24 protein-coding genes are annotated in these 18632 nt (G+C 39.7%); all 24 read left to right on the forward strand.

Going from position 1 to position 18632, the window contains the following annotated elements; all coding sequences use genetic code 11:
• Window positions 1-9: 9 nt before the first annotated feature.
• The 24 genes from RYX56_RS00860 (at window position 10) to RYX56_RS00970 (ending at window position 18517) form a co-directional block, all read left to right on the forward strand.
• The gene (locus tag RYX56_RS00860; RefSeq protein WP_317121284.1) at window positions 10-1842 is read left to right on the forward strand and encodes an IucA/IucC family protein; all 1833 of its coding nucleotides are present in this window, start codon (window positions 10-12) and stop codon (window positions 1840-1842) included.
• On the forward strand, window positions 1829-2407 hold the full coding sequence (locus RYX56_RS00865; RefSeq protein ID WP_317120250.1) for a GNAT family N-acetyltransferase: 579 nt from the start codon (window positions 1829-1831) through the stop codon (window positions 2405-2407). The genes RYX56_RS00860 and RYX56_RS00865 overlap by 14 nt, the downstream gene beginning before the upstream one ends.
• A complete protein-coding gene (locus RYX56_RS00870; protein ID WP_317120251.1) occupies window positions 2373-3689 on the forward strand; it encodes a lysine N(6)-hydroxylase/L-ornithine N(5)-oxygenase family protein in 1317 nt (438 codons plus the stop codon). The genes RYX56_RS00865 and RYX56_RS00870 overlap by 35 nt, the downstream gene beginning before the upstream one ends.
• Window positions 3690-4886, forward strand: coding sequence for an MFS transporter (locus RYX56_RS00875; RefSeq protein WP_317120252.1), 1197 nt, complete (start codon window positions 3690-3692; stop codon window positions 4884-4886).
• A 25-nt stretch (window positions 4887-4911) separates the two neighbouring features.
• Window positions 4912-6714 carry an IucA/IucC family protein gene (locus RYX56_RS00880; protein WP_317120253.1) on the forward strand — a complete coding sequence of 601 codons (1803 nt, stop codon included), beginning with the start codon at window positions 4912-4914 and terminating at the stop codon, window positions 6712-6714.
• A gap of 125 nt (window positions 6715-6839) precedes the next feature.
• On the forward strand, window positions 6840-7046 hold the full coding sequence (locus tag RYX56_RS00885; RefSeq protein WP_317120254.1) for a hypothetical protein: 207 nt from the start codon (window positions 6840-6842) through the stop codon (window positions 7044-7046).
• A gap of 43 nt (window positions 7047-7089) precedes the next feature.
• Window positions 7090-7224: a hypothetical protein gene (locus RYX56_RS00890; RefSeq protein ID WP_317120255.1), complete on the forward strand. Its 135-nt coding sequence runs from the start codon at window positions 7090-7092 to the stop codon at window positions 7222-7224.
• Entirely contained in the window at window positions 7217-7663 is a 447-nt protein-coding gene (locus RYX56_RS00895) for a DinB family protein (protein WP_317120256.1), read from the forward strand. The genes RYX56_RS00890 and RYX56_RS00895 overlap by 8 nt, the downstream gene beginning before the upstream one ends.
• A 242-nt stretch (window positions 7664-7905) precedes the next feature.
• Window positions 7906-8262 carry a cupin gene (locus RYX56_RS00900; protein ID WP_317120257.1) on the forward strand — a complete coding sequence of 119 codons (357 nt, stop codon included), beginning with the start codon at window positions 7906-7908 and terminating at the stop codon, window positions 8260-8262.
• A 55-nt stretch (window positions 8263-8317) separates the two neighbouring features.
• The gene (locus tag RYX56_RS00905) at window positions 8318-8518 is read left to right on the forward strand and encodes a hypothetical protein (RefSeq protein ID WP_317120258.1); all 201 of its coding nucleotides are present in this window, start codon (window positions 8318-8320) and stop codon (window positions 8516-8518) included.
• A gap of 65 nt (window positions 8519-8583) precedes the next feature.
• A complete protein-coding gene (locus tag RYX56_RS00910) occupies window positions 8584-9156 on the forward strand; it encodes a sugar O-acetyltransferase (protein ID WP_317120259.1) in 573 nt (190 codons plus the stop codon).
• Between the two features lie 97 nt (window positions 9157-9253).
• The gene (locus tag RYX56_RS00915; protein WP_317120260.1) at window positions 9254-9673 is read left to right on the forward strand and encodes a DUF1801 domain-containing protein; all 420 of its coding nucleotides are present in this window, start codon (window positions 9254-9256) and stop codon (window positions 9671-9673) included.
• A gap of 102 nt (window positions 9674-9775) precedes the next feature.
• Window positions 9776-10231: a MarR family winged helix-turn-helix transcriptional regulator gene (locus RYX56_RS00920; protein ID WP_317120261.1), complete on the forward strand. Its 456-nt coding sequence runs from the start codon at window positions 9776-9778 to the stop codon at window positions 10229-10231.
• A 2-nt stretch (window positions 10232-10233) separates the two neighbouring features.
• Window positions 10234-10578, forward strand: a complete 345-nt coding sequence (locus RYX56_RS00925) for a DUF1904 family protein (RefSeq protein WP_317120262.1) — start codon at window positions 10234-10236, stop codon at window positions 10576-10578.
• A 32-nt stretch (window positions 10579-10610) separates the two neighbouring features.
• Entirely contained in the window at window positions 10611-11345 is a 735-nt protein-coding gene (locus RYX56_RS00930) for a sulfite exporter TauE/SafE family protein (protein ID WP_317120263.1), read from the forward strand.
• 143 nt (window positions 11346-11488) lie between these two features.
• Window positions 11489-12379, forward strand: a complete 891-nt coding sequence (locus RYX56_RS00935) for a TIGR01777 family oxidoreductase (RefSeq protein ID WP_317120264.1) — start codon at window positions 11489-11491, stop codon at window positions 12377-12379.
• Between the two features lie 26 nt (window positions 12380-12405).
• Complete coding sequence (locus tag RYX56_RS00940; protein ID WP_317120265.1) at window positions 12406-12939, forward strand: GNAT family N-acetyltransferase; 534 nt, start codon at window positions 12406-12408, stop codon at window positions 12937-12939.
• Window positions 12940-13162: 223 nt separating this feature from the next.
• Window positions 13163-14488, forward strand: a complete 1326-nt coding sequence (locus RYX56_RS00945) for an alkaline phosphatase (RefSeq protein ID WP_317121285.1) — start codon at window positions 13163-13165, stop codon at window positions 14486-14488.
• A gap of 190 nt (window positions 14489-14678) precedes the next feature.
• On the forward strand, window positions 14679-15938 hold the full coding sequence (gene cypC, locus RYX56_RS00950; RefSeq protein WP_317120266.1) for a CYP152 family fatty-acid peroxygenase CypC: 1260 nt from the start codon (window positions 14679-14681) through the stop codon (window positions 15936-15938).
• A gap of 26 nt (window positions 15939-15964) precedes the next feature.
• Entirely contained in the window at window positions 15965-16324 is a 360-nt protein-coding gene (locus RYX56_RS00955) for a SpoIIAA family protein (protein ID WP_317120267.1), read from the forward strand.
• Window positions 16325-16457: 133 nt separating this feature from the next.
• The gene (locus RYX56_RS00960) at window positions 16458-16859 is read left to right on the forward strand and encodes a DUF4181 domain-containing protein (protein ID WP_317120268.1); all 402 of its coding nucleotides are present in this window, start codon (window positions 16458-16460) and stop codon (window positions 16857-16859) included.
• A 115-nt stretch (window positions 16860-16974) separates the two neighbouring features.
• Window positions 16975-17295 (forward strand): DUF4181 domain-containing protein, encoded by a 321-nt coding sequence (locus RYX56_RS25790; protein ID WP_369293541.1) that lies wholly within the window; start codon window positions 16975-16977, stop codon window positions 17293-17295.
• A 145-nt stretch (window positions 17296-17440) separates the two neighbouring features.
• On the forward strand, window positions 17441-17719 hold the full coding sequence (locus tag RYX56_RS00965; RefSeq protein WP_317120269.1) for a hypothetical protein: 279 nt from the start codon (window positions 17441-17443) through the stop codon (window positions 17717-17719).
• 24 nt (window positions 17720-17743) lie between these two features.
• A complete protein-coding gene (locus RYX56_RS00970; protein ID WP_317120270.1) occupies window positions 17744-18517 on the forward strand; it encodes an SDR family oxidoreductase in 774 nt (257 codons plus the stop codon).
• Window positions 18518-18632: the final 115 nt, after the last annotated feature.

The following is an 18632-nucleotide window of genomic DNA, read 5'->3' on the forward strand; positions in this document are numbered from 1 at the left end:
GGGGACTTGATTATGAATACAAAGCAAATGGCTGAACATGCAACGATTCAATGCTTTTTAAACTGCTACTTAAGAGAGGCAGGTGGATATAAGCTCGTTCAAAAGAGTGATCTTGCAGGAGAAGTTGCGAATCGACTGAAAACAACGGACGTAGAGCAAGTAATTGATTGTCACCTAGCTCAGCAAGGAATTCACTTGTATATTCCTCTAGCTTATTGGTCGGTAACGGAGCGGCATATCTTTTCTTATCCACTCTATTATTCTTCAAGACTAGATGAGGTGCTTGAGCTAGATTACATCACACTAATCAGCCTACTTATAAAAGAGCTGAACCTAGTAGCAGGTATGACCTCTGGTGTGACGAGTCATCAAGATGAACTGATGTTACGAGTCATTTTAAGCTGCCAAAACATCGAGCATTTTATTCAGGAACGATTAGAGGAAAGTGATCGTCTTTATCAAGCAGATCAGAGTTTTATTGAAGCGGAGCAAGCATTAATTTTTGGACATCTCTTACATCCTACACCGAAAAGTCGTCAAGGGATTGCGGAGTGGGATGTACCGAGCTATTCACCAGAGCTAAAAGGGCAGTTTCAATTGCATTATTTCCTTGTCCATCACTCGATTGTCTACCAGCGTTCAGCTCTCCATCATTCAGCCGAGCATCTCGTGAAAGAACAATTGTTAGTAGACCCTGAAGTACCAAGCGATTTTAAAACGGAGTATTGTCAAAACGATGAGTACGTACTTTTACCGATACACCCGTGGCAGGCTGAATTTTTAATGAGGAATTCATCTGTTCAAAAGCTAATAAAGCAAGGGCTAATAAAGAGTGTAGGACGACAAGGCAAGAAGTACTACCCGACATCATCAGTACGAACCGTTTATCATCCAGAAGAGAAGTTCATGTTTAAGTTCTCCTTAAATATAAAAATCACAAATTCCGTCCGAGCAAATAAAAACATGGAACTCGAACGAGGGGTGGAAGTGAAGAATCTACTTAAGAGTAAGATTGGTTCGGAGCTAGGGGATCGTTATCCTGATTTTCAAATCATATGTGACCCGGCCTTTATGACAGTGAAGATAGACGGTGAGAAGGAATCTGGTTTTGAAGTCATTTTAAGAGAGAATCCATTTTATCTAGATCAGGCTTTAAATGCTACGCCTGTAGCTTCCTTATGTCAGGATTCAATGAATGGACAAACCTCAAGACTATCAGAAATCATTAAGCAATTGGCAGAGAAGGAAGGACGTACGACTGAGGAAGTGAGTGTAGATTGGTTCGAACGCTATCTTAATCGATCGCTCCAGCCGATTATCTGGCTATTTTTGAATAATGGTATTGCACTTGAAGCGCATCAGCAAAATAGTATCATTCAGTTAAAAGACGGTTATCCAGATCGCTTTTTTTACCGTGATAATCAAGGCTACTACTTTTCTGAATCGTATTATGAGCAGCTCAATCAGCTCTTACCAGGAATTAGCGAGAAGAGTAACACCGTTTGTTCTGACGCGATTGCCGATGAGCGTTTGCGCTACTATTTCTATTTCAATCACTTACTCGGCTTAGTAAATGCCTTTGGAGTTGGCGGGTTAATTGATGAGAGAAAGCTAGTAGATAAGCTGCGTGATCATTTGGCTGATATCAATATTCCTGAAGAGAACTCATCCCAACTGATTGAGAGTTTGCTAACGTATGAGACATTACCATGCAAAGCAAACTTGCTGACTCGCTTTCATGACATGGATGAATTAACTGGTTCACTTGAAACGCAATCAGTGTATATAGAGGTTAATAATCCCTTGGCAGAAAAGGAGTTGGTCAAAAATGAATCTCTTTGATGAGCAGATTGGATATGAAATCTCTTTTCGCGAAGTCGAGCTAGAGAAGGACTTAGAGAAGTTGCATCAGTGGCACCATCAAGATCATGTCATTCCCTTTTGGAAGCAGAACTTTATGCTGCCTGACTATAAGGTTCACTTACAAAAGCTTTTAGCTGATCAACACCAAACCTTATATATTGGTCATTTAGATGAAGAGCCGATGAGCTATTTTGAACGCTATTGGGCAGAGGATGATGTGATTGCCAATTACTATGACGCAGAAGTAGGAGATCAAGGGATTCATTTATTGATTGGTCCTGACGCCTTCTTAGGAAAAGGCTTAGCTCTACCATTAGTACGGGCGATGACGGCTTTGGGGTTTCAACACGCAGGAACAAAGAAGATAATTGCAGAGCCTGATATTCGCAATAAAAAAATGATTCATGTTTTTGAGAAGTGCGGCTTTAAGGCAGTTAAGGAAGTAGACTTGCCTGATAAAAGAGGCTTGCTGATGTTTTGCGATCGTGAGGAATTTTTAAGGAGGTGGGATGGTGTCTACTATATACAACCATCAGATGCTTGATGTTATTGGAATTGGGCTTGGACCATTTAATTTAGGTTTAGCGGCCATGATGGAAGAGAGCACAAATATCCAATCGCTGTTCTTTGATCAGAAGCCCCACTTTGAGTGGCACGGAGGATTATTAATAGAAGAAACAACTCTTCAAGTACCCTTTTTGGCCGATGTGGTTACGATGGCAAACCCTAAAAGTCATTACAGCTTTCTTAACTACTTACACGAACAAGAAAGGTTATATAAATTCTATTTTCTCGAGCGATTTCATATTCCGCGAAGAGAGTACAACCACTACTGCAAGTGGGTATCTGAACAACTATCAAACTGTCGGTTTGGAAAGAAAGTGACGTCGATTGAATGGGAAGAAGAAGGTGTTTTTAGAGTTGAAACAGAGGACGTTGAAACAGGAGAGTGTACGTACTATTATGCGAAGCACATTGTCCTTGGAATTGGGAGTGTTCCGAACGTACCTAAGAATATGGTAGGTCATTCAAACGAGCGAATCTTTCATTCAGCCCAGTTTCTACAATATCGTGAAAGATTACGCCAAGCTGAATCGATTAGTGTAGTTGGATCAGGTCAAAGTGCAGCCGAAGTGTTCTTAGAACTATTAAAGGAGCAGCCAATCTACAACTATCAATTAGACTGGTTCACACGCTCAAGAGGTTTCTTTCCAATGGAATACTCTAAGTTAGGCTTGGAACATTTCTCTCCTGACTATACGCATTATTTCTATAGCTTATCCCAAGAGAAAAAGGATGAGCAGCTGCCAAAGCAAGACTTATTATACAAGGGAATCAGTCCGACGACAATTTCAGAGATTTACGATCTTTTATATGAGCATTCAGTCGGAGGAGAGAACCCTCCTGTTCGGTTGCTTGCTAAAACTGAAGTCACTGAAGTAGTAGAGGTAGATACAGATGCAAAATTACAGCTGCAATGCAATCAATGGGAGCTTGACCAATCGTTTACTCACGAGAGCGAGTTTGTTGTCGCAGCCACTGGTTACAAACATCCGATTCCCAGCTTTCTTCGCAATGTGCAATCGCTTATTGATTGGGATGAGAAGGGCAGATATCGTGTCGGGGAAAACTATCAGTTGAAGCTAACGGATGATGTGGCCAATAACATCTTTATTCAAAATGGCGAGATGCATACACATGGAGTAGGAGCACCGGATTTGGGCTTAGGTGCTTATCGAAATGCAACAATCATTAATCAGCTAGCTAATCGAGAAATATTTCGAGTGCGTAAGCGTAATGTGTTTCAACAATTTGGGGTTCATTAAATGCCTTCTATGAAGGTAACGCAGACGGTGTTATTTCTTCTCATTTTCTACTTTGTTTTTGCAGATGTGACACTGTCACCCTATTATCCTCAATTTTTTTCAAAGGTGTTTGGGGTTAAGGATTTGGATTATACAGCGTTTTATATTTTTATTGCGCGTCTAACGGTCATCATCGCTGTGCCGATATGGGGAGTGCTTTCGAGATATATCGAAGTGAAGCACTTGCTTTATATAGGTCAATGGATTTCCTTTGTCATCCTTATTTTAATGGCGACTGCTCAAGATGCCCAGCAGTTTTTAACGTACACCATTTTTCTATTAGTAGGAAAAAGTAGCTTCTTTCTCCTCTATCCATTACTGATTGAATTAAATGGGCAAAAAAGGCGGTCGGCTGTTGTCGGCGCCTATCATATGGTTTTTCACGGTGCGATTATAGTAGGGACCTTATCAGGGGCATGGTTCATCCGCCTTGAAAACCCATTACTCTTATTCTACGGACTAGCAGTGGTGGAGTTGATGCTGTGGCTTCTTTCCATCTTTACTTTCCGGTCACTATCTACAAGAAAAAAAGCGGTGGCGAGGAAAGAAGCACCTACTTACTCTACGAAAAGGCAACTAGCTTTTTTAGCCCTAATGGGTGTCGTTATTTTTGCTTTTCACACAGCAAATAACATGATTCGTCCGTATTTCACCACCTATACAATGAATGATTTTCATCTCTCAATTGCTGAGAGCAGTGTCTTATTTATGGTTCCTAGTGCGATGGCGATACTTGCTTATCCGGTTATTCGAAAGTTTTACTCCAAAGAGAGAGTACCTTTTATTTTTCTACTGGCATTAGGCGTCTTAACAATTAGTCTTCTCGTTCAAGGAATGACGGGTAGTTTTATGGTGCTTGTGATCGGCCGAATTTTCTACGGATTTTTCTTAGCGATCGCCCAATCAGCTCTAGAACTTTATTTGTTTAATCGAAGCAGCAACCATTTACAAGTGTATACGGTTGCTTCATCGTTTCAAAATGCAGGGTTGCTAGTGGCACCATATCTCGCATCAGCGACTCTTACATCTTATAGCCTAGCTGCACCATTCGTTTTTGCAGGGGCCATTTGTTTAGGGACTCTTCTTGTGGCTCGTTTATCAATGTCAATTGAAGCAAAGCCACCTTTTCAAGAAAATAAAATGAAAGAAGCGATGTAACTAAATACATAAGGAGTGTGGAAGCATGAGACAAGATTATCAAGTTCAGGATATATTGACTGCGGAAATTTGGGATGAAGTAGGTTTGAGTTTACTTGCTAAGATGATTTCTGAATTTATGTATGAAGAGATTATCAAACCAGAGGTGGTAGAGGAAACGGGTGAACGAACTTTCTATCATCTGCCGCTTGCTAAAAAGGACGGAAAAGAGGTTCACTATCGATTTGAAGCGAAGAAACGTCTCATGAATAGCTATCGTGTGTATACAGAGTCGATTCAGGTGAACAGAAATGATCAATGGGAAAGGGCTCTCAACCCCATTCAATTTATCTTAGACATTCAAGAAACAGTTGGGATGAAGCCGCTGACGACTGGACATTTAATCAAAGAATACAATAATACGTTACTAGCAGATGCTCATATTCTACAGAAAAAGAAAACATCAGATGAATTAGTAGATATGGATTATGGAGAGCTTGAGGGTGAAATGGAAGGCCACCCATGGATCACTTACAATAAAGGGCGAATCGGCTTTGATTATCAAGATTATCTTGCGTATTCACCAGAACAAAAGAAGCAAGTGAAATTATCCTGGGTTGCTGTTGATAAGAAGTATGCGACATTTCATTCCGTTTCTGAAGTCCATTATGAGACCTTACTTCGTGAAGAACTAGGAGAGGGGCAATATCACTCCTTTATCGAACACTTGGAGAGTGAAGGATTAGATGCATCAACCTATTTCTTTTTACCAATTCATGAGTGGCAATGGAACAATGTCATCATTCAATATTTTCCGGGTGATATTGCTGAAAAAAGGATTGTCCCACTTGGAGCCGGTGAGGATAACTATCTCCCGCAGCAGTCAATTCGGACATTTGTGAATACAAGTGATAAACAAAAGCATCATGTGAAGTTGCCGATGAGTATATTAAATACGCTAGTCTACCGTGGACTTCCAGCTGAACGAACGGTAGTGGCTCCAATTATTACAGACTATATTCATCGCATTCGTGAACAAGACTTATTTTTAAAAGAGGAGTGCCGGATCATCTTGCCTGGGGAAGTGGCGAGTATGAATTATAATCATCCCTACTATTCAACTTTAGAGGGAGCTCCGTATCAATATCTTGAAATGCTAGGCAGTATTTGGCGCGAGAGCATCTATTCCTTCTTAGAAGAAGACGAACATGCGATTACATTGGCATCACTCCTGTATGTAGACGATGCCGGAAAACCGTTTGTAGCTTCCTTAATTGAAAAGTCAGGCTTAACAGTCGAGCAATGGACCAAGAAGTTATTTGATGTTACGCTACCACCACTTCTACATTTTCTTTATAAATATGGCACGGTCTTTTCACCGCACGGACAAAACACCGTCGTGATCCTAAAAGATCACGTCCCGCATCGTTTAGCAATGAAAGACTTTGTCGATGATGTCAATATTAGTGGAGAGGCACTGCCTGAATTATTGAATTTGCCAGAGGAATTAAAGCCAGTCCTTCGTAGTGAAGGAGCAGATGGATTGTGTCAGTTTATTTTCACTGGGCTCTTTGTATGTCACTTCCGATACTTAGCGGATATTATCGATGTTTATTACGCATATGATGAAGAGCAATTTTGGCAGTTGTTGCGAGAAACGATTCTTGCGTACCACAAACGTTTCCCGGAGTTAGAGGATCGTTTCCGACTGTTTGATTTACTACAGCCAACATTCACAAAGCTATGCTTAAACCGTAATCGAATGATTGATTATGGCTATGAAGACGATGATGATCGTCCACATGCATCTGAATTCGGATATGTCCGAAATCCTCTTTACAAAGATTAAATACCGAAGCGTTTCTGTTGTAAGCAGAAACGCTTTCTTTTATTTTGGTAAAAAGAAAATAATACCATTTAACCCAAGTGCAAGGGGATTCTTGGTATGATAGAACAATAGAAGAGGGGGTCAGGATGGATTCAAAGACGGTTGTTCATTATGTGTTGATTGCGGTATTCTTTTTTACATATATGAGGATTCTCAGCTTTATTGGGAACAGATTGATTCCTTTTCAGTCTTCACTTTCTGTGTTAATCGTGTCGGTATTGTTCCTCATTCTTGCGCTCGTTTTATCAGTGATGACTACAAATAAAATAACCGATGTTCTGAGGTCGAAGTAATAATATTAGAGCACTTAAACGAAAAAGAAAGATGGGATTAGAAATGTTTATCTTTTGGTTGATTGCTTTTCCGATTTTAATGTTTACATTATTTTCGATTGAAAAGAAACTAAGTAAGCTCAATGAACAGAATAGTGAGCTGATTGAATTGTTGAAAGGAAGAGATAAAGATGAATGAAACACTAACTCAATTAGGAGAAACGGTTACAGTGATCGCGAACTTAAAAGATCAAGAGGATTCTCAGCTTCTAGCCCCTATTAAACAGGGGAAGTGGTCTATTAGAGAAATTGTCGCTCATCTATATTATTGGGATCAATTCAATTTAGAGAGTATGATTCCCTACATGAATGATGGAGCGAGTTTACCTCCATTTCCAGACCATGATGCACATAATCAAGAGGCTATAAATGACGTACATGGTCAGTCTGTGTACGCTATTATTGATCAATTTGTAGCTGCAAGAGAAAAATTCATGGAACATTTAGAGAGCATAGGAGAAGATGTACGTTTTACGATTGGAGGGGGCAAACGAACGTTCTCCGTAGAAAGCTTTGCAAAGGTCTTTCTCAAACACGACATTCACCATTTGAAACAAATTGAAGAGAAAGTAAAGTGAAAAATAGGGGTGATTCGTGAAGAGACAAAGATGTTATAAATGCGGTGAGAAATTCACATGGGGTGAAATCTTCAAATCACTTTTGAGGTTGAAGGAAATATGATGCAGTGCCTGTGAAACAAACATTATCTAAATATGATTGGAGCTGTGTTAGTAGGGTTAGTATGTCTATTAATTACCCCGTTTGTGACGTTCTATGATGCTGGGAAAAAGTGAATAGGAATGATTGAGGAGGAAGAACTATGATCATTTATCGATTTGATAAAGAAGTAGGGAAGCAGGTGACTCACTTCGATTCCAATTTCATCATGTCAAAAATAAGTAGACTCGATCAACCAGTGCAGATCGGCTGCATGTATCTCGAAGAAGGCGGATTAATCGGCTTTCATCAAGCAACCGTTCCACAGCTTCTCTTAATTATTGAAGGGGAAGGGTGGGTACGAAGTGACATAGAAGAGAAGGTAAAGGTTCAAAAGGGAGATGCTGTTTTCTGGGAGAAGGGCGAAGGTCATGAAACCGGAACACACGAGGGACTGGTTGCGATTGCGATTGAATCTGAAGCATTAAATCCATCTGAATTTATGGTGGAAAGAGGATAAGGTCAACTGGTAAGATAGAAGAAGTCTTATTATTTTGATTGAAGTGAGGTTTCCTATGATTGATTATGGTGTGCGAGCTTTATCTGGATTTTTGATTCTAATGTTTCTACTATTTGTAGCTCCTCTTACTAACATTGAGTGGCTACAGCCAGGACATCCCTATCGTTTTATTATTGTGCCGATTGCATTAATTGGAGGCTGGGGTTGTTTGTTCTTATATAAGAAGGTAAAGAAACAAAAGACGGAGAACGTATAAGACAAGTTGCCAGCCATGTTGCTGGCTTTTATTTTATTTACATATAGAGCCTTGGAGGATTAACGATGAAAACAGAAAAACAAAAAATGCTTGATGGCGAATTATACGAGCCTTGGGATGCAGAGCTAATGAAGGAAAGGGAGAAAGCAAGGTACCTTACTCGGATGTTTAATCAGACAACAGAAACTGAGCATGAGGACCGTAATAGGGCAATTAAAAAATTATTTGGGTCAACGGGAGAAAATGTCTACATGGAGCCGAACTTCAGATGTGATTATGGCTACAATATTCATGTTGGGAATAACTTCTTTGCGAATTTTGATTGCGTTATTCTGGATGTGTGTGAGGTTCGTTTTGGAGAGAATTGCATGCTTGCCCCTGGTGTACATATTTATACGGCGACTCATCCTGTAAATCCTTTTGAACGTATTAAAGGACCTGAATTCGGCAAGCCAGTCTCAATTGGTGACAATGCATGGATTGGCGGCGGGGCCATCATTAATCCAGGAGTGACGATTGGAGATAATGTGGTGATTGCTTCTGGTGCAGTAGTCACAAAGGATGTTCCCTCAAATGTGGTAGTAGGAGGAAATCCGGCTAGAGTGATTAAAGAGATTGACATAGAGGATAAGAGCTAAGAGAATTAGTTGGAGGTTCTTGAAAAAGAGGAATTTCTTGATCAGCCCGAGAATCCTCTTAGGTGTGAACATTCGGATGGAGGGGGCTTTTTACACGATGTACGAACTGAAAACAAAAGAACACGATGGTAGCGTAATTGAGTTTATTGAGCAAGTTGACAACCCTAAAAAACGAGCAGATGCCTATCAATTATTAGACATTTTTACAGAAACGACTGGTTACGAAGCGAAAATGTGGGGGCCGAGTATTATTGGATTTGGCTCATATCATTATAAGTACAAGACGGGTCATGAAGGCGATGCGCCACTCGTTGGCTTCTCGCCACGTAAATCGAAAATCAGTTTGTATTTTGCCACCGGTGATCCAGATCGAGAAGCGTTATTAGAGAACTTTGGAAAACATACGACTGGAAAAGCATGTGTGTACATTAACAAGATTGCAGACATTGATGTTGATGTCTTAAGAGCCTTGATCAAGCAATCGATTTCATTTTTACAAGAGACGTATCCGGAATAAGTGCATGTTTGACCTGAGCCATTCTTCTGCCGGAGGTATGGCTTTTTCATTTGCAAAGATTGGTAGTATGATATAATTACCTAGGTAATGAATAATGAGGTGATGAAGATCGATACGAATCTTACGTTATTTCACAGACTAAACCAGATCTCACGTTTGCTAACAAAGCGAGCGAATCAAGCACTGCAACCATTTGATTTGTATAGCGCCCAGTGGACTGTCATCTATACGTTGAAAACGAAAGGCACGTTAACTCAACGTGAGCTGTGTGAGTATTTAGCTGTAGAGGCACCGCCTTTAACACGAAACGTTCAACGACTTGTGAAAAAAGGGTTAGTTAGACAAGTCTGTGGCAGAGATAAACGCACGAAAAGAATTGAATTAACCGAAGTGGCACAAGCCCAGTACCCAATTTGGGAACGGACGATGGCAGAAGTGAAACAGCAGTTGATGGATGGAGTTTCATCAGACACCGAAGAACAGTTAGACAAGCTCTTAGTAGATTGGTTAAGCACGATTGAACAAGAGACTTGTCATGAACAACGAGAGGAGAGGTAAGCATGCCATTTTTACGGTTTAAAGGGTTTGATAAAAGCGTACTAAAAGATGCGTCGACCGCTTTGGCGGAGCAAATGTCTATCATGGCGAATGTATCACCAGAAACGGTGAAGATCGAACTGATCCAAGTTGACCAAATTACTGAAACACCATGTTCAGTGGAAATTTTTATGTTCCAAAGAGAACAAGAAACGCATGACGCGATTGCAGCAATGATCGATCACTTACTGAAAGGTTATGGATACTCTAACATCCATATCTTTTATATGATTTTAAATCCGGAGCTTTATTATAAAGAAGGAATTCCGTTAAACGAGATTCCTCGAAATGTACAACTGACTTTTTAACCGTGACAAATACTTGATAGGGATAGATGTTCATGCTTTGGGAAATAATTTTTCTCTTTTTGATTGTGTTAGTAGGAGGGTTTATACAAGGTGTGAGTGGCTTTGGGTTTGGCTTAGTGGTGATGGGCTTTTTACCGCTTTTTCTTACGTTAAAAGAAAGCACCTTAATCGTGATTGCCCTACTCTTAGTTGCCTCCTGCAGTATTCTCTTGAAAATTTACAAATGGATTGATGTAAAAGGCTTAATCGTCATTGTAGGTTCAGCTCTAGTAGGACGAATTCTCTCCTTTTTTGTTCTAAGTACATATGGGGATATGGATATACTAAAGCAAATTCTCGGATTCTTTTTAATCGGGATGGTCATTTACTTATTTTTTAGTAAAAAGAGTTCGTCCACAGAAGCGAAAATGAGCCCAGTCATTCCAATTGTGCTAGGGTTTTTGGGAGGTTTTATTGGAGGAATATTCGCAGTTGGTGGTCCTTTCTTTGTGTTTTATTTTTTAATGCTCTATAAGGACAAGCATACATACCATGCCAATTTACAAGTGTCAGTTGTGATCACGAGTTTAATGACGATCATTCTACATGGTGTAAATGGAGATTTCCATTCGACAATGCTTAGCTATTTAATAGTAGGAATCATAGGTGTGTTTATCGGAACCGCACTAGGTATGAAGTGGTTTGAAAAGCTCCCCCGAACCTTTATAAAAAAATTAGCCATGTCCATCGTTTTGGTTGCGGCTTTAAATTTAATATTCGTTAGTTAAAGCAACAAGCGATCTTGAGTAGATAACTTAAGCTCGCTTGTTTTGTATTTATAGGTTTTTCCATGTTGGATATTGTTTTATAATGGAAGGGGTATAGGATCATCAACCAAGAATAGAAACAGACAGGATGGGAGACGGTCAACGTGAAAAAGAAAGTCGTACTAGCTGGTGGAACGGGATTTATTGGTCAGTATTTTGCTAAAAAATTTGAAAAGGAAGGGTACGAAATACATATCATCTCAAGGCAAGCACAGCATCTATCATGGAATGATCAAACCGCTATTGTAAAAGCGTTAGATGGTGCTGAACTCCTCATAAATCTTGCTGGGAAATCAGTGAATTGTCGCTATAACGAAGCAAATAAAAAGGCGATCATGGATTCAAGAACAGAGACAACAACCATACTCGGAGAGGCGATCATGGCATGCGATACCCCGCCAAAAGTTTGGATGAACTCAAGTACAGCAACGATTTATCGACATGCAGATGATCGTCCAATGACTGAAGATGGTGGGGAGATTGGTTCAGGCTTTTCTGTTGATGTGGCAACAACGTGGGAGGAAACGTTCTTCTCATTCGACTTATCAAGCACCAGGCAGATCGCACTAAGAATTGCGATCGTATTAGGAAAAGACGGCGGAGTGATGACACCTTACCTGAATCTCGTTAAATTTGGACTCGGAGGGATTCAAGGGTCAGGAAGACAGATGTTTAGTTGGATCCATGTTGAAGACTTATTTCAAATTGTTCTCTTCTTGCGAGGTAGGGAGGATCTAACCGGTGTATTTAACTGTGCAGCTCCAGAACCTGTTAGCAACCGAGAGTTAATGAGTCAGTTACGTACAACAATGAATGCACGCTTTGGTTTGCCTGCTCCAAAATGGATGCTTGAGCTTGGCTCCGTATTCTTAAGAACGGAAACAGAATTGGTCTTGAAAAGTCGTTGGGTCATTCCAAAGCGATTAGAGCGGGAAGGCTTTATATTTACGTATCCTACACTTCGTGAAACATTGGAGAATATTATTAACGAATGATGATGACATTTCAAAGGGGATAAGCTATGTTTACATCAAATAGAGTGCAACTACGCAAAATGGTTCCAGAAGATATTGAAAGGTATCATACATGGCGAAACGATATAGATGTGATGAATTCAACTAGTTTATCACTAGATATTTACTCTCTTGATGAAACGAGAGCATTTGTAGAGAACGTTATGTTAAATGCCGGCTCATCTAAAAGTTATCTGATTGAGGAGAAGGAAAGCAAGCTGTCATTAGGGGTTACTTCACTAATCCATATTGATTATAAAAATAGAAATGCTGAATGCATTATTGATATAGGAGAAAAAGATTACTGGGGGAAGGGTTATGCTACTGAAGCATTAAAGTTGCTGCTCGATTATGCCTTTCTCGAGCTTAATTTACACCGCATCTCATTGAAAGTATTTTCATTTAATGAAAGAGCGATCGGTGTATATTGTAAACTAGGTTTTAAACAAGAAGGGGTTAGCCGTCAAAGTTTATATAGAGAAGGAAAATGGCACGATATTATACATATGGGGATATTGAGAGAAGAGTATCACGTAAACTAATGATAAGGCATGTTTCTGTTTAACAGAGGCGTGCTTTTAATTTATTTAAACGATAGCTACCTTAGCTACTGCTTGTTCACTTTTTACATTGTAAGACTCTTGTAAAATAGTTAATGGATCCTTTATAAACATTTACGCTAGCTACATTAGGAGTTGATATTAACCTTCTATACTAAATACTGTAACCTAATCTATTACGTTATAGGAGGAGTTAGTATTGAAGATGTTTAAGAGATTTGTGGCAACGGCGTTATGCTCGGCTTTGGTGGTGTCAGGGTTCAGTTATGTTCATCATGTTGATGCGGGCCCTCCGCCTCATTCAAATGCGAAAGTAGAAAACGTGATTTTTATGATCCCAGATGGCTATTCCTCAAGCTATGCTACAAATTATCGTCATTATAAAGGGGAAGCAACGATCCTTGATTCGATGCTTGTCGGCATGATGAAGACAGATTCTGCAGACAATCGTGTCACAGATTCGGCAGCTGCAGGTACAGCGATGGCCACTGGTGTGAAAACGAATAATGGAATGGTCAGTGTAACACCTGATGGAGAAGCGGTGGATACCATTCTTGAAGCAGCTAATGATGCAGGGAAAACGACAGGGCTTGTTGCCACCTCTACCATTACCCATGCTACACCTGCCGTTTTTGGTGCTCATGTAGAAAGCAGAGGGAGCGAAGCTGATATTGCATTACAATTAATAGATGAAGTAGATGTTCTCTTCGGTGGTGGGAAAAATAACTTCTTACCTAAATCTCTTGGTGGACAACAAGCAGATCGTCATTTGATAGAGGAAGCGAAGGCGAATGGCTACCAGTTTGTTGAAACAAGAGATGAGTTACGATCTCTTAATGGAAAAGGCGACAAAGTATTAGGGTTATTTGCAGCTGGAGGCATGGCGCCAGAGTTAGATCGTGATGAAACAAATGAACCAAGCTTGGCAGAAATGACAAAGGGTGCGATTGATACACTTTCAAAGGATAAACAGGGATTTTTCTTAATGGTTGAAGGAAGCCAAATTGACTGGGCAGGACATGCACATGATGCAGCCTGGGCGATGAAAGACTCCGAAGCTTTTGAAGAGGCTGTAGAAGAAGCATTGGAATTTGCAAAGAAAGACCGTAAAACGTTAGTCGTAGTAGCTGGAGACCATGATACAGGTGGGATGACGGTTGGAGGATACGATGAATATCTATCTAAAGTGGAAATCCTTCATGATGTTACAGCTACTGGTGATTACATGAGCAGTCAATTAAATGAAGATCGTAGTAATGCAAAAGAGATTTTACGAACATATGCGAATATTGACCTAACTTCTGATGAGGAAGAGCGTATCCATACAGCAGGAGCGGACGATATTGCCTTTACGATTAACACGATTATTAGCGAACGTGCTTATGTCGGCTGGTCGACAACTGCACACTCCGGAGTAGATGTTCCTCTCTATGCTTTCGGACCGTCATCCGATTCATTTAGTGGCTTACTAGATAATACAGATGTACCAAAAAGGATTGCAGAAGCAATGAAAATTGATTTTGCTCAATAAAATAAAATCCTTTGACTAAACGCTTCTGTTTTTCAGCAGAAGCGTTTTTTACATACATACGCAATAGGATAGTGAGATAGATATCTTTAACACATACTAAGAGAATCGAAAAAACGTTTTAATCATCTTTAAAAGGGAAGAGGTTTACTAACATCATTTGATAATCATTTACATAACTGGAGGGAATATCATGACTGAACATCAAAGCATGCCAAAAGAAGGTGGATTGGATCATAGCTTAAAGCTATTAAAGGAAGGGTATCAATTTATTTTGAATCGTCGACATACGTTTCAATCTAATGTGTTTGAGACCAAATTATTGGCTGAGAAAGCGATTTGTTTAACAGGAAAAGAAGCGGCTAAGGTTTTCTATGACAATGATAAGTTTACAAGGGTTGGAGCTGCTCCTAAACGGGTTCAAAAGACGCTTTTTGGCGAAGGTGGAGTTCAAGGCTTAGACGGAGAAGAACACCATCACCGCAAACAAATGTTCATGTCACTTATGACAAAGGACTCGCTTCAAGAGGTCATTGAACTGACGCAAAATGAATGGAGTGAAGCTACAGCTAAGTGGGAGTTAGAAGCAGACAAAATTGTCTTATATGACGAAGCGAAGAAAATCCTTACTCAGGTCGCCTGTAAATGGACAGGAGTCCCTGTAAAAGAAGGGGAGCTTGATCAATTAGCTGAGGAACTTGGAGAAATGTTTGAAACGGCTGCAGCCCTCGGTCCTAGTCATTGGAAAGGAAGAAGAGCACGGTCTAAAATTGAAGATTGGATGGAAGAACTCGTACAAAAAGTACGGGATGAAGAAGTGAACCCACCGAAGGATAAAGCACTTTATACGTTTTCATTCCACCGTGACTTAGAAGGTAATTTGTTACCAAAAGAAGTTGCAGCTGTTGAGCTAATTAACTTACTACGTCCAATTGTAGCTATATCGGTTTATATTGGATTTACAGCGCTTGCGGTGCATCAATATCCAGAAGAAGTGGAAAAGCTTAAGTCGAACGATGATGATCACCTACAACGTTTCGTCCAAGAGGTTCGTCGCTTTTATCCGTTCTTCCCATTCACTGCAGCACGTGTGAGAGATGATTTCACATGGGAAGGATACGAGTTTAAAGAAGGTACGATGACACTCCTTGATTTATATGGAACGAATCATCACCCTGAAGATTGGGAGAATCCTGATCGTTTTGATCCTGACCGCTTTAAAACATGGGATGGCAGCCCATTTGATTTCATTCCTCAAGGTGGAGGCGAATTTGACATTGGCCATCGATGCGCAGGCGAATGGATTACGATTGATATTATGAAGGTGAGCTTAAGTCATCTCGTCAATCAAATGACTTATGATATGCCAGAACAAGATTTAGCCTTTAGCATGACGGATATACCTAGTTTACCTAAGAGTAAGATCGTGATGGACCATATAAAGCGTGTCTAACATCAATCTTTATGGAGGTGCTTCTTATGATTCGTAAACTTTCCACAAGTAAGGAGAACATTGTCGAGTATGAAGTCGATGACAAAATAACGGAAGAAGAGAACGAGCAAGTACTAGAGGAATTAAAAGGGTTGATTAATGAGTATGGTCAGATTAGGTTGCTCGTTCGCCTGAATGAAATGGCGGGAGTAGAACTTTCAGCCATTGATAAGAGAGTGAAATTTGCGAAAGAGCATTTATCTCAAATCGAAAAATATGCATTAGTTAGTGATTCCAATTTAGCAGAGTATGTATCTAAAGTAAGTGATAAAATGACGAATATGGATATGCGACATTTTGCAAAAGATGAAGAAGAAATGGCTAGAAGCTGGGTTCGGGACGACTAAATATTGAGGTGAGGAGCGTTTCTACTTTAGTAGGGACGCTCTTTTTGTGTACGCATTTTCTCAGATTATGGTAATGTTTAGGTAGAGCTACTAATTATGGGATAAACAAGCTGCAACAAGGGGGAAGGTCAGAGTGGGTTTTGAACTAAAGGACCTAGTCGTAATTGGTTTATTACTAATTCTTCTGAGTGCTTTTTTGGTCTGTGAGTTTTGGATGAGAAGAAGAAAACAACAATCATTTCGTGAACAATTGTTTAAAACGCAAAATATGCTTAAAGATCGGAACCAAGTTATATTAGTTGTGGAAATTCATTTATTTGTTGCTTTTATTGTATGTATGATTGTAAGTGTAGTAACAGGATTACTCATGCTACAATCTTTTATCATGCTAATGTTTTTCTCTATTCTCCATTTTTTACGAGGAATAGAGCATTGGAAGTTTAAAAGAAAAGTGAATGAATATCAACATTATTGGTTGGCTTCTTTCTTTACTTTCTGTAGTGCGCTTGTTATTTTGTTCGGTAGTATCATCTAACAAATGAATAGTGTTGAAACATCTTTATGCTTGAATCGTATATAGTGGAGCGCAAGGGAGCTGATCGTACTTTATATGTTACTTTTAAAAAATAATTTATTTTATTCTAGCTATTATTCTAGCTAAGCAAGTAGATAGGGGAGCTAGGAGACTTTTAAGGGTAGGGGATACGGACTCATTCAAGTTAAGCAAGAAATCACATAAGTGGATAGACAGTATTCTTTATCTAGCTTTCATCTTTTCAATGGTCATTGCGATGGACCTCTACCGTGAGTCGTTAATCTGGTTTATACTAATCCCTTTTTCTCTCCGGATAGCTTTTTTAACATATACAGAATATCGTTATAGTGCTGAACCAAAAGCATATAAGCTAAGGATGATTATGGGTGTGTATGGATTAATTGTGATTTTACTTGGAGTGCAGATTGCCTTTTAGATTAAAATTTCATAATTTGATAAGGTTCCAATAGACGTTTCTGCCCATACAGAAGCGTTTTTTCTATATGAGATTTACCCACACTTTTTGTAGAGGATTGACCTTTTAACTATGGTAAGATAAACGAATGAAGGAGGGATATTTTTTGAAGCTTTCTGCTAAGATTTTTTCGATTATTAGTGTGTTATTTGCTATTATCTTTATCTATGAAAGGCTTATGTCAAATACTACTTTGCCTATTCTCTTTGGGGAGATGCTTTGGTTTGCCCCATTAGTGATCTCCATATTTAGTTATATGATCGCAGTGACAATTAACAAAGGCTATAATAAATCTCTTAAACTAATCGGGTTTGCATATATTGGCATAGCAGTCGTAGGCATTTGTTGGTATTTTGTTGTCGTTGTGATGATGGTGACAGCTTAGGTCAAGTCATATTGGAGGACATGTATGAAACCATTGGAAGGGAAAATTGCGATTGTAACAGGGGTCAGTCGGCTAAAGGGAATTGGTACAGCGATTTGTAAGGAGTTAGCTGAAGCTGGTTGCCAGATCTTTTTTACATATTGGACGAATTATGATAAGGAAATGCCCTATGAGGTTGCTGTAGATGAGCCGATGATGATAAAAAAAGAGTTGGAGAAGTTGGATGTACAAGTGGCATGTATGGAACTCGACTTATCGGAGACGATCGCACCTGATCAGCTATTTCAACAAGTCCGGGCACAGATTGGAGCTCCGGATATCTTGATTAACAATGCCGCTTATTCTACCAATTCGGATTTTACTACTGTTACAGCAGAAGAATTAGATAATCATTATTTGGTTAATATTCGTGCGACGACCTTATTGAGTAGTCATTTTGCGCAAACGTTTACGAAAAAGAGGGGTGGCCGCATTGTCAATTTAACATCAGGGCAATTTCAAGGTGCGATGCCTGGTGAATTAGCCTATGCGACCACTAAAGGAGCCATTGATGCATTAACTCTCACACTCTCAGCAGAGGTCGGCCATTTAGGGATTACAGTTAATGCAATTAATCCAGGGCCAACCAATTCAGGATGGATGACGGAAGAAATCAAGCGTAATCTAAAGCCGATGTTTCCTTCTGGGAGAGTGGGAGAACCTAAAGATGCAGCAAAAGCGATTAAGTTCCTTGTCAGTGAAGATGCCGAGTGGATTACCGGTCAGGTGATTCATTCAGAGGGTGGATTTAATAGATAAGCACCAGAGGCGGTTGCAATTATACCGACCTCTTTTTTTATGGCAATTAATGGGTGAATGGATTCTAACCCAAAGAGTGGTAGCAAGATTACGCTTCTGCACGTTGATAAACCAT

The sequence above is a fragment of the Alkalihalophilus lindianensis genome, assembly GCF_032843265.1.
Lineage (GTDB): Bacteria > Bacillota > Bacilli > Bacillales > Bacillaceae_D > Alkalihalophilus > Alkalihalophilus lindianensis.

Bases quoted from the DNA above. Each gene is read 5' to 3' on its own strand.
- RYX56_RS00865 (WP_317120250.1), top strand. From the start codon at position 1,829: ATGAATCTCTTTGATGAGCAGATTGGATATGAAATCTCTTTTCGCGAA.
- RYX56_RS00870 (WP_317120251.1), top strand. From the start codon at position 2,373: ATGGTGTCTACTATATACAACCATCAGATGCTTGATGTTATTGGAATT.
- RYX56_RS00875 (WP_317120252.1), top strand. From the start codon at position 3,690: ATGCCTTCTATGAAGGTAACGCAGACGGTGTTATTTCTTCTCATTTTC.
- RYX56_RS00880 (WP_317120253.1), top strand. From the start codon at position 4,912: ATGAGACAAGATTATCAAGTTCAGGATATATTGACTGCGGAAATTTGG.
- RYX56_RS00885 (WP_317120254.1), top strand. From the start codon at position 6,840: ATGGATTCAAAGACGGTTGTTCATTATGTGTTGATTGCGGTATTCTTT.
- RYX56_RS00890 (WP_317120255.1), top strand. From the start codon at position 7,090: ATGTTTATCTTTTGGTTGATTGCTTTTCCGATTTTAATGTTTACATTA.
- RYX56_RS00895 (WP_317120256.1), top strand. From the start codon at position 7,217: ATGAATGAAACACTAACTCAATTAGGAGAAACGGTTACAGTGATCGCG.
- RYX56_RS00900 (WP_317120257.1), top strand. From the start codon at position 7,906: ATGATCATTTATCGATTTGATAAAGAAGTAGGGAAGCAGGTGACTCAC.
- RYX56_RS00905 (WP_317120258.1), top strand. From the start codon at position 8,318: ATGATTGATTATGGTGTGCGAGCTTTATCTGGATTTTTGATTCTAATG.
- RYX56_RS00910 (WP_317120259.1), top strand. From the start codon at position 8,584: ATGAAAACAGAAAAACAAAAAATGCTTGATGGCGAATTATACGAGCCT.
- RYX56_RS00915 (WP_317120260.1), top strand. From the start codon at position 9,254: ATGTACGAACTGAAAACAAAAGAACACGATGGTAGCGTAATTGAGTTT.
- RYX56_RS00920 (WP_317120261.1), top strand. From the start codon at position 9,776: ATGAAGATCGATACGAATCTTACGTTATTTCACAGACTAAACCAGATC.
- RYX56_RS00925 (WP_317120262.1), top strand. From the start codon at position 10,234: ATGCCATTTTTACGGTTTAAAGGGTTTGATAAAAGCGTACTAAAAGAT.
- RYX56_RS00930 (WP_317120263.1), top strand. From the start codon at position 10,611: ATGCTTTGGGAAATAATTTTTCTCTTTTTGATTGTGTTAGTAGGAGGG.
- RYX56_RS00940 (WP_317120265.1), top strand. From the start codon at position 12,406: ATGTTTACATCAAATAGAGTGCAACTACGCAAAATGGTTCCAGAAGAT.
- RYX56_RS00945 (WP_317121285.1), top strand. From the start codon at position 13,163: ATGTTTAAGAGATTTGTGGCAACGGCGTTATGCTCGGCTTTGGTGGTG.
- cypC (WP_317120266.1), top strand. From the start codon at position 14,679: ATGACTGAACATCAAAGCATGCCAAAAGAAGGTGGATTGGATCATAGC.
- RYX56_RS00955 (WP_317120267.1), top strand. From the start codon at position 15,965: ATGATTCGTAAACTTTCCACAAGTAAGGAGAACATTGTCGAGTATGAA.
- RYX56_RS00970 (WP_317120270.1), top strand. From the start codon at position 17,744: ATGAAACCATTGGAAGGGAAAATTGCGATTGTAACAGGGGTCAGTCGG.